The organism is Pseudomonas sp. GW822-FHT07A10 (assembly GCF_058798795.1).
Window position 1 is genome coordinate 624,290 of record NZ_JBXAKV010000001.1, and the last position, 17,236, is coordinate 641,525.

The 17,236-nt window shown below is 59.0% G+C and carries 13 protein-coding genes; 4 read left to right on the forward strand and 9 right to left on the reverse strand.

Annotated features, from left to right (window positions below; all coding sequences use genetic code 11):
- Positions 1-14: 14 nt before the first annotated feature.
- The 7 genes from AC1RL4_RS02585 to bamA form a co-directional block, all read right to left on the reverse strand.
- Positions 15-1,661 carry a bifunctional 3-(3-hydroxy-phenyl)propionate/3-hydroxycinnamic acid hydroxylase gene (locus tag AC1RL4_RS02585; RefSeq protein WP_230172291.1) on the reverse strand — a complete coding sequence of 549 codons (1,647 nt, stop codon included), beginning with the start codon at positions 1,659-1,661 and terminating at the stop codon, positions 15-17.
- A 24-nt stretch (positions 1,662-1,685) separates the two neighbouring features.
- Positions 1,686-2,507 (reverse strand): IclR family transcriptional regulator, encoded by an 822-nt coding sequence (locus AC1RL4_RS02590; RefSeq protein WP_018928948.1) that lies wholly within the window; start codon positions 2,505-2,507, stop codon positions 1,686-1,688.
- 3 nt (positions 2,508-2,510) lie between these two features.
- Positions 2,511-3,362, reverse strand: a complete 852-nt coding sequence (locus AC1RL4_RS02595) for a fumarylacetoacetate hydrolase family protein (protein WP_086945614.1) — start codon at positions 3,360-3,362, stop codon at positions 2,511-2,513.
- A 316-nt stretch (positions 3,363-3,678) separates the two neighbouring features.
- Positions 3,679-5,130 (reverse strand): carotenoid oxygenase family protein, encoded by a 1,452-nt coding sequence (locus AC1RL4_RS02600; RefSeq protein WP_230172375.1) that lies wholly within the window; start codon positions 5,128-5,130, stop codon positions 3,679-3,681.
- Positions 5,131-5,192: 62 nt separating this feature from the next.
- Entirely contained in the window at positions 5,193-6,374 is a 1,182-nt protein-coding gene (locus tag AC1RL4_RS02605) for an MFS transporter (protein WP_230172292.1), read from the reverse strand.
- Positions 6,375-6,428: 54 nt separating this feature from the next.
- Positions 6,429-7,421, reverse strand: a complete 993-nt coding sequence (locus AC1RL4_RS02610) for a SphA family protein (RefSeq protein ID WP_204125399.1) — start codon at positions 7,419-7,421, stop codon at positions 6,429-6,431.
- A gap of 220 nt (positions 7,422-7,641) precedes the next feature.
- Positions 7,642-10,008, reverse strand: coding sequence for an outer membrane protein assembly factor BamA (bamA, locus tag AC1RL4_RS02615; RefSeq protein WP_230172294.1), 2,367 nt, complete (start codon positions 10,006-10,008; stop codon positions 7,642-7,644).
- 223 nt (positions 10,009-10,231) lie between these two features.
- Between bamA and AC1RL4_RS02620 the strand changes: the two genes are divergently transcribed.
- The 4 genes from AC1RL4_RS02620 to AC1RL4_RS02635 all read left to right on the forward strand — a co-directional run bounded on the left by AC1RL4_RS02620 (position 10,232) and on the right by AC1RL4_RS02635 (position 14,949).
- Positions 10,232-10,915 (forward strand): response regulator transcription factor, encoded by a 684-nt coding sequence (locus tag AC1RL4_RS02620; protein WP_018928954.1) that lies wholly within the window; start codon positions 10,232-10,234, stop codon positions 10,913-10,915.
- Complete coding sequence (locus tag AC1RL4_RS02625) at positions 10,912-12,174, forward strand: HAMP domain-containing sensor histidine kinase (RefSeq protein ID WP_230172296.1); 1,263 nt, start codon at positions 10,912-10,914, stop codon at positions 12,172-12,174. Before AC1RL4_RS02620 ends, AC1RL4_RS02625 begins: the two co-directional genes overlap by 4 nt.
- A gap of 107 nt (positions 12,175-12,281) precedes the next feature.
- A complete protein-coding gene (locus AC1RL4_RS02630) occupies positions 12,282-12,731 on the forward strand; it encodes a hypothetical protein (RefSeq protein ID WP_138867432.1) in 450 nt (149 codons plus the stop codon).
- A 91-nt stretch (positions 12,732-12,822) separates the two neighbouring features.
- Positions 12,823-14,949, forward strand: coding sequence for a TonB-dependent siderophore receptor (locus AC1RL4_RS02635; protein ID WP_230172298.1), 2,127 nt, complete (start codon positions 12,823-12,825; stop codon positions 14,947-14,949).
- Positions 14,950-15,023: 74 nt separating this feature from the next.
- Here the strand turns inward: AC1RL4_RS02635 and AC1RL4_RS02640 are convergent, their stop codons facing one another.
- Together AC1RL4_RS02640 and baeS are read right to left on the reverse strand one after the other, a co-directional pair.
- Entirely contained in the window at positions 15,024-15,707 is a 684-nt protein-coding gene (locus AC1RL4_RS02640; protein WP_230172300.1) for a response regulator, read from the reverse strand.
- Between the two features lie 3 nt (positions 15,708-15,710).
- Positions 15,711-17,129 carry a sensor histidine kinase efflux regulator BaeS gene (gene baeS / locus AC1RL4_RS02645; protein WP_086945610.1) on the reverse strand — a complete coding sequence of 473 codons (1,419 nt, stop codon included), beginning with the start codon at positions 17,127-17,129 and terminating at the stop codon, positions 15,711-15,713.
- Positions 17,130-17,236 lie beyond the last annotated feature (107 nt).

Genomic DNA, 17,236 nt, shown 5'->3' on the forward strand with positions numbered 1-17,236 from the left:
GTGGCTTTAAGAATTCAGGGAAAGACTGGCGCGATGCTTGATTCGGCTTTTTGGTTTCGCGCCTGTGCGATGCCGAACAGCAACTGCAAAGATTCGGCAGCCTTTGTTTCGCCGGTCTTATCGAAAATGGCGGCGATATAGCGATCCGGGCGCAGCAGTAAGAATGTGTTTGAATCGCCCAGTATTTCTTTGAGCAAACCCTGGCGGTCATGAAGCACCGCGCAGCCAGGCATCGAAGGGATGTTTTTGACAGGCTCGGGAAGGATCAGAATGCGCTTGGCTTCGAGGTGGAACCACAAGCCATGCTGGAGTTCGTCGATGCGTTGGCGGTTGTGGTCGCCGTACTGAATCAAGGCGAAGCCGGCACCGATCGAGTCATCGAGCAGAATTTCCTGGCCTTGAGCATCGGTGAGCATCGGTTGAGGGAACATGTGTCCGCAGGACAGTTTCCCGGCTTTACCTTCGGTCAGTACCAGCCCTTTGGTGAATCGGGGTTTAGGTTTGAAGCGCATTTGCAGGAAATAGTCCCGCAACGGCGGCAGCAGGCCGATCAAAGCAAATGCACCGCTGATCAAATGAGCGCGCAAGACAGTTGCCGGCGCCATGACCACGCCGAGGTTCAAGGCCAGTCTGATCAGTGCCCAGGCGTGATCGCGACGCTCGCTTTCGTAAGACAGTAGAGCCGTTTCAGCCATTTTGCCCTTCAGCACGCCGATCAGTTTCCAGGCCAGGTTATGGGCATCGCGAACACCGCTGTTCATGCCCTGTCCGGCATAGGGAGGGGTCAGATGCGCGGCATCGCCGGCGAGAAACACGCGGTTCACTTGCCACCGTTCGGCAACCCGGGCGTGGAAGGTATAAACGGTCTTGCGCACGATGGACGCCGGGGTGTTGCCCTTGAAGGGATGAAGCAACGCTTGCAGGCGAGCATCGCCGAGTACCTGTTCATCGGTTTCGTCCGGCTTGAGCAGAAACTCGAAGCGGCGTGTGCGGTGGGGGCCGGGTACTTCAACGACGGGACGGCGTGCATCGCAGTACACACGTGTTTGCCAGAACGGATCGTCATCCTGATCAGTGTCGACCACCAGCCAGCGCGAGGAGAAGCTCGAGCCAACCATCTCGATTCCGAGTTGCTTGCGCACCGGGCTACGACCACCGTCGCAGGCGACCAGATAGGCCGCATGGACTTCGACAGTTTCGCCGTCTGCGTCACGGATCAGTGCGCGCACGCCATGCTTATCCTGACTGAATTCCAGCAGCTCATGGCTGAACCGTGCCTTCAGGTTGGCAAAGCGCTCGAGGCCCATTTTCAGGGTGTGTTCAAACAGTGGCTGGCGAAATGCATTGCGCTTGGGGAACCCATACAACTTGCCGGTGGGCTCGACTTTGCCGAAGCAGCGGCCACCGGACCGAGTGAAGTAGTGCACGCCATAGCCCGGCACTACATCTCGCAACACGGCTTCATCCAGTCCGACGGCCTGCATGGTGCGCAAGGATTCGTCATCGATCGAAACGGCCCGCGGCTCGGTCACGGTGTCCGGCTTGCGATCAATGATCAAGGTGTCCACATCGGCTTGGCCAAGCAAGTTGGCCAGGGTCAGCCCGGTGGGCCCGGCGCCGATGATCAAGACGTGTGTACTGATTTTTTTGAGGGGTGTCATTGTTGTTGTTCCCTTCCGGATGGCTCAGTCCAATGGCTTGGGGCGGTTGGCGAGTGCAGCCATGAGTTGCGACAGGTTTTGCGCCAGGGCGAGGACCTGCTGTCCTTGCTGTTCTTCCTGAGTGCTGTCACGTTCCTGAATCGGGCGCACGCAGCTGATGCTGCCGACGACTTTGCCATCGCCATCGAAGATCGGAGCGGCGAGGCCATAGACGCCAGCGTCGACTTCGCCGGCGCTGGCCACATAGCCCTGATGACGAAGACGCTGCAGCGAGCGGCGGAACTGTTCCCAGGTCTGACCAAGGTTGCTGGCGCGCACCTCATCGGGGTTTTCCAGGAAGAGTTGGCTGTGTTGACGCGAGGTCATGTTGGCGAGGATGGCCTTGGAGGTCGCGCCCAGGAACAACGGCCTCGGTGAGCCGCGTGAGTAGCTGACCTCGCTGAACAAATCGCCGTATTGATGAATGCAGACCACCTGGTCCTTGAACAGGCGGCAGATCAGCCAGATCTGTTGCTCGCTCCAGCGTGGGAGGCTTGGTTCCAATGATTGTGCGGCGCGCACCAAAGGGTCGCTCAGTCGCAACTGACGGTCCCAGGTAATGATTCTCGCGCCCAGGGCGTAACGTCCGGCCCCGACCTGGAACAACAAGTTGGCCTCGGCCAGTTCGCGCACATAGCGGTAGATGGTTGAACGGGTAAACCCCAATGCACCGCCCATGTCATCGACAGCCCAGATCGGACTCTCTTCGGTAAACAGATCGAGTACCCGCAGCATGCGCTCCAGGCTAGAACCTTTACTGTCGATATCCTGCGCCGGCAATTGTTCTGATTCGCGTAGTGTGGCCATGGCTTACTGCTCGTCGACGATGCTGTTGCGCAGGATGCCGATTCGCGAAATTTCGATCTCGACTTCATCGCCCGGTTTCATCCATACCGGCGGTTCACGGAACGCGCCGACGCCGCCGGTGGTGCCGCTGACAATCACATCGCCGGGGGCCAGTTCGGTGAAGGTGGAGCAATATTCGATCAGCGCGCGGACATCGAAAATCATGTCGCTGGTGCTGGTGTGCTGCATGACTTCGCCATTGAGACGGGTAGTCAGTTCCAGGTCCTGCGGATCGCCGATCTCGTCGCGGGTGACCAGCCAAGGTCCAAAGCCGCCGGTGTTCGGGAAGTTCTTGCCCGGCACGAATTGAATGGTGTGTTTCTGCCAGTCGCGGACACTGCCGTCGTTGTAGCAGGCGTAACCGGCGACATAGTCCAGCGCGTCGGCTTGCTTGACGTGACGCGCCGGTTTGCCGATCACCACCGCCAGCTCGCCTTCAAAATCAAGCTTGTGCGAGGCCTTCGGGCGAACGATGGGTTGCAGGTGGGCAGTCTGGCTGTCAGCGAAACGAGTGAAAATCATCGGGTAGGTCGGCATCTCACGACCGGTTTCACGTACGTGTGTGGCGTAGTTGATGCCAATGCACAGCACTTTGCCCGGGTTCGGGATGACGGGTAGAAAAGTTACTTCAGCCAATGGGATACGAGGCAGGCTCGCCAGGACCTCGTGACTCAGTTCGGCCAGGCGATTGTTGGCGATAGCCTGCTTGAGATCGGTACCGAAGGTTTGCTTGACCGACTCCAGATCGATGACATGCTCGCCATCGACGACGCCGTAGGTGCTACGGCCTTGAACAATAAAGCTCGCGAGTTTCATTGAGTGCTCCTTGATAGAGGATCAGCGCATGCGCAGGGAGCAAAGAAGCTCGGCACTGCTCATGCAGCTATGGCGGCAGGTAAGCCGCGGCGGTTGAGGTTCAATCTAGTTGTGGAGATTAATCCTGTAAAGCGGGATTTATTAAAAATCCCAAAATGCAGGAATTATGCTTTTTTATGTATTTTTGGCAGCATTTTGCCGACCCTCCGGAACAGGCAATACGAGACAGTGACGTGTTTGGAAGGTCAGGGCAGGCGCCGTATCCCGGCCTGGTGAATCACAGGCTTCCTGTCATTTCAGTGGGTCGCCCATGGGTTCATTGTTTGCTTGGCACCCAGCAACCATGTAGCGACATGCGCATCCGGAACGGCACTTTGATTCGTGCAATGGGGCCATTCTCCATGTCACGAGAATCCAGAACTACAAGCTCGCTGCGACCGTCCGCGATGTGATTGAGAACGGAAACGACGTAGCCATCCGCCTCCTGCGCATCAGGGGAGCGCGGAATGAAAATGGGCTCCTGGAAGCATCCGCTGTCACCGGGAAACCAGGCATCGGTGGTGCCTGTTTTCAGGTTCACATGGGCCAGCAGATTGAAGAATTGAAACGGAATCGGCCCATTCGCGGGGTTGTACGGGCGCTCTGGATCGAACGCGAGCACAAAGCCGTGCTCATATTTTCGACCGATGTAGCGGTCATCGCACCTTGGGAATTCGCAGGGGTAATCCGTCAATGGCTGCGGTTGAATGTCCTCCTGCGTGCTGGTCAGGTCGAAGGTCCAGCGCATCAGGCTGGCAGCCAGTGTTTCGGGTGGCGGGACATGACCGTCGGCCTGGGGAAAGAAGTAAAAGATATTCCCGCCGGTGACCGGCATGTCTACGTAAACCTTGTCGCCCTCATCGAACGCGTTGAGCGTATGGCCCTGGAAACCGTCCTTGGGGCCCTTGAACCATCGAACGTCCTCCGCGCGCCCATTGCGTGGTACGACGGCGAAGAGCTGAGGCAGATCGGGTTGCCATTGGAAATGCTGGCCACCTTTCTTCATACGCTCGAGGTCGGTCGTCAACGGAATCAGCGGGAACACCACGTAGTGTTCAGTCACCGCGAAATCATGAACCATGGCCGCGTACGGCGCCTGGAACCAGATTTGGTGCAACAGCTTTCCGTCGGGCGACAGTTCGAAATAGGCCAGGTCAGGTGTGCCGTCACCTTTGGCTTCGTAGCTGAAGGCCAAGAGGTTTCCTGTTACCGGGTCGAGCTTGGGGTGGGCGGTGAACGTCGCTGATTCGATCTGCCCGTCAAAATGCCACTCGCCGAGGGTTTCCAGTGTTTCAAGATCCATTGCCCAGGGCATGGCATCTTCTTTGAGTGCAAGCAGCACACCGTTATGAGCGACAACGCTGGTATTGGCGGTGGTGTTGTTCTTCGCCGCCAGTGGATCATTGGTGTAGACGTTGCGATAGATTCCATTGAGCGAGCGACCTTCGCGGCGCTGAGCCATCAACCGGTCGGTTATTACGTAGCGACGTCGCATCGACACCTTGCCATCGGCAAAGTAGAACGCGCTGACCATTCCGTCGCCATTGAAGAAAATATCCGAGCCCAGCATCGGCGGGTATTGCGGGTCTGGCGCAACCTGATAAAAAGCGCCACGGATCGAAGCGGGAAGGGTGCCTTCAATCTCCAGGTCGAACACCTCGGCTTCTATCCGACTGGGTGCATAGAGCGCGCCGGAAAATTCAGGGGTTTGGGGAAACGGGGTGGTCATCGGCATAACCTCTGAAGATGGGTATCGATTGTTCATTGACGGGGTTCCTGTTTGATATCAGGTCAGGTCGACTGAGGCGACAGTGCTGTTGCGCAAGGCTTCGCGTCACGACGAAAACGTGCAACGAGCAGACACGAGATAACCAGGGCTGTCAGGTAGGCCGAGGCCGCCAGCCATCCGACGGCGCGGAACTGTCCTTCGCCTACCACGAGTGCCGCGCCAAACGGGCCGAGCCCCTGACCAACGAAAATCGCGGCGTTACCCAGCCCGGCCAGTCGGCCGGAAGGGTCCAGCTCGGCCGCCATAGACAGTAAGTAAGGCAGACTGAAAAACCATACTGCATGGATCAGGCAGGCAGTGACTGCAAACGCGACAGGGGTATTGCCATAGACCATGACCAGAGTCGCAATCAGCGCCGTGCCGAAGCTCAGTAGCTGCGGAAACAGCAACCCAAGGCGTCTGCCGATAAGTCCGGCCAGTGCCGCTCCAAGGGCACCGGCAAGGATGCTGCCCCCCAGTATTCCACCGATCTGTTGCGGCTCCAGGCCAATGCCTTTACCAATGCGCTCTTGATAAACCCACAGTGCGGAATGGCCAAAAAACAGCAGCGTAAAAAGCATCAGCAGTAAGATCGATGTGAGCCCGAAAGGCGGGATCGAGCCGCTCGCTGCCCGATGTGCCTCGGGATAGCTCCTCGGCACTCTCCAGCTACCAACCATCGCCAGGGCACTGGCGATGGCCAAGAGATAAAACGCCCCGGCCACGCCGAATGATTTCAGAATCACCGGCATGGAACTCACGAGCAGCATCCCCCAGAGCAGGTTGCCGATGTTTATCACCGCGAACGTCGAATCCTTGGATGTGCGCAGGGCTGCGGTGGCATAGACAACGGCCATGACCGCGCCACCGCTTGCGCCGCATATCATTCGGCAGATCAGTAACAACCCCTGGCTATGCAGTTGAGCACTGGCCAGATTGCCGAGTACTAGCATCAGCAAGGCAATCAGGGCAAAGCGGCGCCGGTCGACGCTGGCCATCAACATGGCGCAAACGCCGCAGGCGACGGCCATTGCAATCAGTTCTGCCGCAAAAATGGCGCCGATGGCATTCAGTGGCAAACCGAGTTGGTCGATAAAGGCTCCGCCCAGAATAGGCTGGATTTGCAACGTCCCTAAGGAAATGACCATCATCAGGCAGATAGCGGCCAATGATTTTTTACTGTCAATGGAGTCGAGCGCGTTCATGAAACATCACCTCGGGTAAAAGGGCCCGCTCATGCACGAGTGGGCGCACATCGGTCAGAATGTGTGGGCGTATCGGATCTGGACGGCGTAATCCGTTTGCGCGCGGTTCTCGACGCCGGTCTCTTTATAGGTATTCAGCCAGAAGCCCTGGCCATCGCTGATTTTCCAGAACAGGCCCGGGCCAATGCCCAGCACCTTTTCCCGAGAGTTGCTCAGCCGACCTCCGTTAACCTCGTCATCTGATATTTGCCTGAAGTAGTACCCGTTGATCCCGACGGATACGTTGGGGACCACTTCATACGAGGCCGTGAAGTTGGCCCACGCCGATTGTCCTGCCCGGGTGTCGCGCACAGGCTGGCCCTCGAAAAGTTGCGTCGAACTGCTCGCCGGATCGTTGTTCTTGAAGTTGTACAGGTAGTGCAGCCTCCAGCTCACTTCCCAACGAGGCGCCGGCATCCAGGTCGCGGCCCAGTAAGGGTTCAGAGAGAAGTAGTTGGAGCCTGGGTTCAGGTCTTTATGTTTATCGTATTTGCCGGTTGGAAGGATGGTGTCGAAAGCCAGACGCTGCACAAACACGGGCCTGCCGTGGGCGTCGACGATCGGGTCGAACTGGATCTGCGGCCCTACCGTGACATCACCAAGCCCTGTGCCGTTATCCTGGAGCTTGGCACCGTTGTCGCCAAAGTCACCGTCCAGGGAGATGATGGGCACCAATAAGCTCCAGCCCAGGTGTGCACCGCCGCCGATGGTCTCGGGTGAGTAATAGCTCAGTTGGTTGATCAGCGAGATGACGTTGATCTTCGGATTATCGAAGGCGCCATTATCCTTGCCTGCATTGTCCCTGATGCTGCGTGCGGTGCTGAATTTCAGATAGGTCAGGTGGGACAGACCGGGCGGCCCCGCGAAACCGTCGTAGAAACTGGTGCCGCCCAGATTGATACCGCTGGGTTCACTCACCGACGGTGGTGGAGGGCCCTCTGCTGCTGGTACGGCAAGCGATGCGAAGCTGAGTGCCAGGCATACTGGCAGGGATTTTTTCAGGCTCATCGAAGTGGCTCTATTCTTGGAATTGTGAGCCGGGGTAGCTCCCCTGGCACTTCGACTTTAATTCCCGGACGTTCGTGATGCTTGAGCACAGCGGCCAGAGTTGACTGAGAGCGCCATGATGCAAGGGGGGCAGCGCGAAACCTGTGGGGGCGGGCTTGTCCCACATTCTGCACATCGTGTCAGTGCGCCAACGAAGTGGAATGCTTGCGGACTCACCGGTTCAAAAAGTCTGCCCCATGGAGAACTGGAACACTTGCGTATCAGCGTTCTCAGGCTTTTTGACCGGGAAGGCCAGGTTGAAACTCAACGGTCCCATCGGGCTGTACCACGTGACGCCGACTCCCACGGAACTGGCCAGTTGACCGAGGTCGACACCGTCGCAACCCTGGGTGGTGCTCAGGTAGCACTTGTTGGAGTAGACGCTGCCGACGTCCCAGAAAACCGAAGTGCGCAGGGACTTGTTGTCTTTGATGAAGGGCATCGGGAACAGGTATTCGACCCCGCCGGTAATGAGGATATTGCCGCCCAATGCGTCGGTGTCCCGATCCGAATAATACGCCTGGCCGGCACTGGCATAGGTGCCGGTGGCCGGGGTGTTGCGCGGGCCGAGGGTGCCGCTTTCAAAGCCGCGCACCGAACCTTCGCCACCGGCCGTGTAGTTTTCATAGAAGGGCAGGCCGTCGGTCGAGCCGTAGCTGTTGCCATAACCGAGCTTGGTGTGGAAACGCAGCGAAGTGGCGTTGCTCAGTGGCAGGAAGGTCTGCCCGGTGTAATCGATCTTGTAGAAACTCAGATCACTGCCGGGCACTGTCACCGTCAGGTTGAGGTTCTGCGAATGTCCACGGGTGGCCAGCACGCCCTTGTTCAGGGTCGATTCCGACCAGCCGAGGTTGGCCTTGAAGTTGTTGAACTCCTTGCCCTCGCGTGCAATGAAATCGTAGATCTCATCAGCACTGTAGGTGCCTGGCTCGATGTTGTCGTGTTGCACGGTCAGGCCGAAACTCAGCCGTGAGGTTTCATTGATCGGGTAGCCAAGTGAAGTGCCGGCGCCATAACTGTTGATGGAGTAGTACGAAACGCCGTCACTGTAATAATCGCTGTAGTCGGTGGCGTTGTAGAACAGGTTGTAGCCCAGGCTCACCCCGTCCGGCGTGAAGTAGGGGTTGGTAAAACCGAAGTTGTACTTGCTTTGGTAGTCCGAGCGGGTCAGGCCCAGGCTGGCGTAGTTGCCCGTGCCCAGGAAGTTGTTCTGAGTGATCGAACCTCCGAGGATCAGGCCGGAACTCTGAGAGAAACCGACGCTGGCGCTAATCGAACCGGAGGCCTGCTCTTCGACGCTGTAGTTCACGTCAACCTGGTCGTCGACGCCCGCTACAGCCGGCGTCTCGACGTTGACTTCCTTGAAGAAGCCCAGTCGTTCCAGGCGGGTCTTGGATTGGTCGATCAGGTAGGTCGATGCCCAGCCACCTTCCATCTGACGCATTTCGCGACGCAGCACTTTGTCGTCGGTCTTGGTGTTGCCACGGAAGTTGATGCGGTTGATGTAGGCCCGCTTGCCCGGGTCGACCACGAAGGTGATATCGACGGTATGGTCGTCATTATTCGGGTTGGGGACCGCGTTGACGTTGGTAAAGGTGTAACCCTCGTTGCCCAGGCGACGGGTGATCAAGTCCGAGCTGGTGGTCATCAGCTTGCGGGAAAACACCTGGCCTTGCTGAACCAGCAACAGGGAGCGGATCTGGTCTTCAGGCACTTTCAGGTCACCGCTGAGCTTGACGTCACGAACGGTGTACTTCGCGCCTTCGTTGATGTTGACGGTGATATAGACGTGTTTCTTGTCCGGGGTGATCGACACCTGGGTCGAGGTGATGTTCATGTTGATATAGCCGCGATCCAGGTAATAGGAGCGTAGGCGCTCCAGGTCACCGGAGAGTTTTTCGCGGGCGTACTTGTCATCGTTCTTGAAGAACGACAGCCAGTTACTGGTCTTGAGCTCGAACAGGTTGATCAGGTCTTCATCAGCAAAGACCGTGTTGCCCACCACGTTGATGTGTTGGATCGCCGCGACAGAGCCTTCGTCGATCTTGATTTTCAGGCCCACGCGGTTACGCGGTTGTGGGATCACTTCGGCATCGACCGACGCCGAGTAGCGGCCCTGAGCGACGTATTGGCGCTGCAGCTCGTTGCGCACGCCTTCGAGGGTGGCGCGCTGGAAGATCTCGCCTTCGGCCAGACCGGATTGCTTGAGGCCCTTCATCAGGTCTTCAGTGGAGATCGCCTTGTTGCCTTCGATCTCGATACTGGCGACCGAGGGGCGCTCGACCACCGTGATGATCAGCACGTCACCGTCGTGCCCCAGCTGGATATCCTGAAAGAAACCGGTCTTGAACAACGCACGGGTGGACTCCACCAAACGACGATCATCCGCTTCATCACCGACGTTCAACGGCAATGCACCGAACACGCTGCCGGCGGAAACCCGTTGCAGGCCATTAATGCGAATATCGGAAATTTTGAAGCCTTGGGCGTGCGCAAATGTGGCGTTGAGCAATAGTGCAGCCGAGCAGAGCAGGCGCGAAAAATTCATCAAGATCTTATCCAGAACACATCGACAAGCAGCGTAGGCGGGCGCGGATATCTCACAGCAAGACGAGTTACCGCGAAGCGAGCAGGCTGGTGGAGGTGAAGCATAAAAGCTCGGTGCGTTTGGTGCGGTTAACCAAGTGTCAAGTTAGGTAAAGGTTTGCCCGGGGCGATGACGCTATGCAGCGCAAGGGCGATAATGCGCGGCCCCCACTCAAGAGCCCGCCATGATCTCTGTATTGCTCGTCGACGATGACCAGGAACTGACTGGAATGCTCAGCCAATACCTGGAGCGTGAAGGCTTCGAGGCGACCGCCGTGCACACGGGCGAGGAGGGTGAGATTCAAGCACTGTCCGGGCGCTACAGCATTGTGGTGCTGGACGTGATGCTGCCGCGCCTGTCGGGTATCGAGGTGCTCAGGCGCATTCGCGCCGTGAGCCAGGTGCCGGTGGTATTGCTCACGGCCCGTGGCGATAACATCGACAAGATCACCGGCCTGGAACTGGGGGCCGATGACTACGTGCCCAAACCCAGTTCACCGGGGGAACTGGTGGCGCGTTTGCGGGCAATCATGCGCCGGGTGCAACCGGCGGATCAGCCCACCACCGAAGTGATCAGGACCGGCCCGCTGGTCTTGTGGCCCGGCAAGCGCCAGGCCCAGTGGCAGGGGCGCGAGCTGGGGGTGACCAGTACCGAGTTCAGCCTGCTCGAAGAACTGGCCCGCTGTGCCGGGCAGGTGGTGAGCAAACAGGACCTGTCGCTCAATGCCTTGGGCTGTCCCTTGACCCGCTACGACCGGCGCATCGACGTGCATATCAGCAGCATTCGCCAGAAGCTCGGTCCGCGCCCTGACGCCAAGGCCTGGATTCAGAGCGTGCGTGGCCTCGGTTATCTGTTGATCGCCGAATGATGAAACCCAGTCGGCTGTTCTGGAAACTGTTCCTGGCGTTTTGGCTCGCCACCAGCCTGACGTTTCTGGTCGGGGTGGGCATTCTGGTACTGGGTAATCACGGGCCTGGCGATCCTCATTTGGAGGCCATCCTGGCCAGCGAGGAACAGCTGCTGCGACAATTCGGCGTCGAGTCGGGAAGGCAATTGCTGACAGTGTGGCGGCACCCCGGTGACGAAACCATTGGTGTCTACGACAGTGCCGGTCAACTGCTGGCTGGGTCGCCGGTTCTGCGGCCAGCGTTTGAGCGAACGGTCATCAGCAAGGACGGTCTGGCCCTCTCGCTCAGATCCTCACAGCCCCTTGGCAAAGAAGGTGAGCAAGGGCCGGGGCGTTCGATCCCGCTGATCATCGGCACGGTGATGAGTGCGCTGTTCAGCGGGTATATGGCGTATTACCTGGCGTGGCCGTTGGCCTATCTCCGGCGGGCGATGAGCGATGTGGCCAAGGGGCGCTTCGAAACCCGGGTCAAACCGATGATGGGCGGGCGCCGCGATGAAATCGTCGATCTGGCCGGGGACTGTGACCGAATGGCCAACCAGCTGAAACTGCTGGTGGAGGCCCAGCAACACCTGTTGCATGACATCTCTCACGAACTTCGCTCACCGTTGACGCGCATGCAAGCTGCCATCGGGCTGTTGCAGCAAGAACCGGCCCGCCAGGAAATGGTGGAGCGCATCCAGCGCGAATCGGTGCGAATGGATACGTTGATCGAGGCGTTGTTGACCCTGGCGCGCATGCAGGGCCGGCCCGAGAGTATCGACCGCGAGCCACTCGACATCATCGAGTTGCTGGCGGTGATCGTCGAGGACGCTCAATTCGAGGCGGGAATGAAAGGTTGCCGGGTCAGTCTGCAGGCGTGCCCGGCCTTTGTCAGTCGGGTCAGCGGCGAGTTGCTGTATCGGTGTTTCGAGAACGTCATTCGCAACGCGGTGCGCCATACCAGACCGATGACGGCGGTTGTTGTGTCGGCTGAGGTCAATCTCGAAGCAGACTGCCTGACGGTGCGGATTACCGATCAGGGGGCGGGTGTTGAAAACGAGCGGCTGCTGAGCATTTTCCACCCGTTCGAGCGTGGCTTGAGCGAGGCCAGTGCCGGTTTCGGCCTGGGCCTGGCGATCGCCTCAAGGGCCGTGGAAATGCACGGCGGCACGATTGTGGCGCGCAACGAGCCGTCCGCTGGGCTGACCGTGGAAATCAGCTTGCCCCGTCAGGCGTGATCTTTACACGATATTACATTGGCTTGACGGCTCTGTACGCCTCGCCTCAGTAGACTTCCCGCTCAAACTTACGCAGCGTTTGCTGATGTTTCAGCGTGGAGGTGGGCATGTTTCTGGTTCATAAAAAGGGCTTCGTTTCCGGCAAGAAAATGGTCGACGGGCTGGTGCCCTATGACTTCTTTTGTGAAGACAATCCGGCCATCAATCTGTTTGTGTTTACGGGTTCTACCGCGCAGGGCAAAACGGTCGAGGAGCAGACGCTCTGGGGCTTTACCCGGCTGGAGCGTTTCGAGGCGCTGACCAGCACCCTGGTATCGAACAAAAAAAATGATGGCTGGTTTCAAACGGTCAATGTGCTCACCGGGCCTGCCCAGAACGGCACCCAAAGCGTAAAATTTCAGCGGGTGCTGAAGATCATCAAGCATGCCGCTGTATCGAGCCGTGTCGCCGGCAAGGTGCAATACGAGATCCTCACGGATGACGGCGACACTTATTTCACCCGTCCGCCCGCGACAGCAGACAGCGCGCAAACCATCATCTATGTGGCAGAGCAATAACTCGTTAGTTAATAACCGCGAAGGTGTTTACTGGAAATACATCGCACCATACAATGAGAATCATTACTACTAACTCATTGAGTGCAACGTCTTGAGCCATCCCCACCTCTTTGCCCGCCGCAAGGTTTTCATCAAACACGCGCTGCCGACACTGTCCTGCGTGATGTTCGCCGGTCCTTTGTGGGCACAGGAATTGATCGAACTGCCGACCACTGATATTCAGGCGAGCCGCGTCAGTCAAGACACCAGCTACACCACCTCTCAAGCCAGCACCGCGAGCAAAAGCGATGTGCCGATCAAGGAGGAGGCGCAATCGGTCAATGTCGTCACCCGGCAAACCCTGGCCGACTATCAGGTGCGCTCGCTGGACGACGCGATGAAGTTCGTCAGCGGCGTCAGCCAGGGCAACACCCTGGGCGGGTCCCGGGACTCGTTGGTCAAGCGCGGTTTCGGCACCAACGATGACGGCTCGATCCTGCGCGATGGCGTGCGTTCCAACCTGGGGAAAAACTTCAGCGCCACGACAGATCGCATCGAAGTGCTCAAAGGGCCTGCGTCGATGCTGTACGGCGCGCTGGAACCCGGCGGGTTGATCAACGTGATCAGCAAGAAGCCTGAATACACCCAGAGCACGACCCTGAGCGGCTCGGCCTACAGCGAAGGCGGCGGCACCATGGCCGTGGACACCACCGGGCCGCTGGGCGATACCGGCCTGGCTTATCGCCTGATCGCCGAACGCGGCCACGAGGATTACTGGCGCAATTACGGCGTGAATGAAAGCACCCTGGTTGCACCCTCGCTGACCTGGACGGGCGACCGTGCCAGCCTGACCCTCAGCTACGAATACAACGATTACTCCAAACCCTTCGACCGTGGCACGGTGTTCACCAATGGTCATCCGGCGGACATCGACTACGACAAGCGCCTCGACGAAAAATGGGCCAAAAGCGTCGGTATCCGTGAATTGGCTACCGCGCGTTTCGAGTATCAGCTGAGTGACGACTGGAAAACCCGCGTTACCTACGGCTGGAACAACGACCGCTACAGCCTCTCGATTGCCCAGCCGAGTTCGTTGACCGGCAACAACCTGCGACGTGCTGCCAACGGCGCTCACTACGACGATGAAACCCGTTATGCCAGCTGGGATTTCATCGGCCAGCAGGAACTGTTCGGCCAGCGCCATGACTTGCTGATCGGCGCGGACACCGAAGCGTCCGACCAATTCCGTGGCAAAACCTACCGTAATACCGCGCAGTCAGGCTTCGACATCACCTCGCCGGTTTATGGTCGTCTGGCCGAGCCGAGCCTTGTCAGTGCCAGCCAAAGTGACCTGAGCAACCAGTTGAACTCCAGCTCCGTGTACTTCAAGGATAACTGGCACCTTGATGACCGCTGGATCCTGGTTCTCGGCGGTCGCCAGCAGCATTTCGATCAGTACAGCGATCAGGGCCGCGGCAGTAGCTACAAGGTCAACCGCGACGATAACGGCGATGCCTTCGTGCCGTTCCTGGGGCTGGTTTACAAAGCCACCGACAGCTTGTCGCTGTACGGTAACTACAGCCGTTCGTTCAAGCCCAATACCCAAGTCGACGATGCCGGCCATACCTTCGATCCGGAGGAGGGCCGCAGTTATGAGGTCGGCGCCAAGTACGATCCGCTGCCGGGGCTGAACATCAACCTGGCGCTGTTCGACATCGAGAAGAAAAACGTCGTGACCACCCAGACGGTCGGTGGCGTCAGCCTCTCGGAGGCGGCGGGCAAAGTCGGTTCACAGGGTCTGGAACTGGACATCACCGGGCGTGTGGCCGAGCGCTGGGACCTGATCGGCACCTACGCTTACACTCACACGGAAATCCTCGACGATCCGGATGACGAAGGTCACCGCCTCGCCGATGCGCCGAAGCACACCGCAAGCCTGTACCTTACCCATCACCTGAATGTGCCTACGGAGTTCGGGGCCTGGCATGCGGGCGGCGGTGCGCGTTATGTCGGCGAGCGTGCGGCCAACAATGCCAACGATTTCTGGCTGAGCAGCTACACCGTCGCCGATGCCTTCGTGCGCTGGGAGGCGCCGATGTTCGGGTACAAGACTTCGCTGCAGTTCAACGTCGACAACCTGTTCGACAAACAGTACTACCCGTCCTCCACCGGCAGCCAACTGGCGGTCAATGTCGGCGAGCCGCGCACGGCACGCCTCAGCGCCAGCGTGACGTTCTGATCGCACTGTCTTGATGTGCCGCCCCGTTCTGCCCGTGGAACGGGGCGGTAGTCTTCCTTCATCTCGGCGACGCTTCAGGCGTCGGCGAGATGAAACCGATAACCCACCCCATACAACGATTCAATCGGATGCTCCCCCGGGCAGGCCTGTTCGAGCTTGCGCCGCAGATTGCGGATATGGCTGTCGACCGTGCGGTCGGTGACCACCCGGTGATCGGAGTAGATCCGGTCGAGCAACTGATCCCGGGAAAACACCCGTCCCGGCGAGCGGGCGAGGGTGCTTAGCAGGCGCAATTCCAGTGGTGTCAGGTCCAGCGTTATGCCGTCGAGGGAGGCCAGGTACTGTTCTTCATCAATCTGTAGACGCGGTGGTGCGGACGTCAAAAACTGAGGGCTGCGTCGCAGGATGGCTTTGACCCTGGCCACCACTTCACGCGGGCTGAAGGGTTTGCAGATGTAGTCGTCGGCGCCCAGGTCCAGCCCGAGCAGGCGATCCACTTCCTCGACGCGAGCGGTGATCATGATGATCGGTACGGCACTGAAACTGCGCAGTTCCTTGCACACTTGCAGACCGTCGCACCCAGGCAGCATCAGGTCGAGCAGGATCAGCCGCGGCTCGCGGGCACGGACCGCTGGCACCACCTCCAGCCCGTTGTCCAGGCATTGGGTCGCATACCCAGCGGCGATCAGGTAGTCACGCATCAATGCGGCCAGTTTGGGCTCGTCTTCGACGATCAGGATCGGGTTGTCGTTGACCATGGTTCAGGCATTCCGTGGCAGGCGCAGGGTCAGCCAAAGGCCACCCAACGGGGAATGATCGGCACTGAGGCTGCCGCCATGAGCAAGGGCGATGCTGTGACAGATCGCCAGCCCCAAACCGGCGCCACCGCTGGCGCGGTTGCGTGAAGTTTCGCCTCGGTAGAAACGCTCGAACAGCCGCGGCAACTGATCCGCGTCGACCCCGGGGCCGGAATCCAGGAAATCGATGCGTACGTCGTCGCCATCGCTGGCCGCACGAATACGCAGCACACCGCCTTCATCGGTATAGCGCACGGCGTTTTCCAGCAGATTGCCGAACAGTTGCTGCAAGCGCTTGGGGTCGGCTTCCACTCTTAGGGGGGGTGTCGGCAGCTCCAGCTCCAAGCGCAAGTGCCGGGCATTGCAGCGCTCCTGGAACATCGCCACGCAACTTTGCAGCAGATCGTTGAGATCGCATTCGCTTTTGCGGTAGGTCAGCGCGCCCACATCGGCCAGGGACAGTTCATACAGGTCATCCACCAGTTTGCTGAGCATGCCGACTTCGCCTTGCAGCGATTTCATCGACGACTGATCGAGCGTGCGCACACCGTCTTCGATCGCTTCCAGTTCACCTCGCAACACCGACAGCGGGGTGCGCAGTTCATGGGACACATCGGCCATGAACTCCCGGCGCATTTTTTCGTTGCGCTCCAGCGTATACGCAAGTTGATTGAAGTCGCGGGCCAACTGACCGACTTCGTCATTGGAGGACACCGCCACCCGGTTGCTGTACTCGCCTGCGGCCAATCGATGCGTGGCCGCGGCTACTCGCTTGACGGGGTCAAGCAAAGTGCGGGCGATCCACCAGGCGATCAGCATTGCCAGCAGCAACGAGAACACGCCCACGGCCAGACTGGTGCGCAACAGGTACAGGCGAAAGCGTTCACCGCCGGCTTCGGTCACGTTCTGGAACGGCGTTACCGCCAGCCAGCCGACGGTTTTACCGGCCACCTCGATCGGGCGCATCAGGGCGTCGTCGGCAATCGCCGAGTAGCCCATGACCAACTGCTTTTGCTGGTCCAACAGAGCGATGCGAAACACCGCGCCGGTCAGGTCAGACGTGGGCAGGGTCGGCTGCTGCGGGTTGGTGAAGTCTACGCCCGGCTCCGGTCGCATGAGTTCGAACCAGCGATCCGGCTGGTTGCGCAGAAATTCCCAACTGCCTTCGCGCTCATAGGCGCTGGCCAGGCGCGGCAGCACTGGGGTCATGCGCAACAGAGCCTGTTCGTTGAGGTAATCGAGAAAGCCTTTGCCGAAGCTCCAGCCGTTGGCCAGCCCCATGCTCAGGATGACAAACAGCACACTGGCCAGTACCGCGATAAACAGTTTGGTGGAGATACTCAGTTTCATGGGCTCGGGCAGGTCGGTGAATGGCCCGCCCATTTAGGCCCTGGCGCGACGAAGATTCAAGGGCGGCAGGCAATCTTCAATTTTCCTGCACATTTGCCTCGCAGTATGGCGTCTGGCTTCAGCCACCCCGTCTTGCAGAG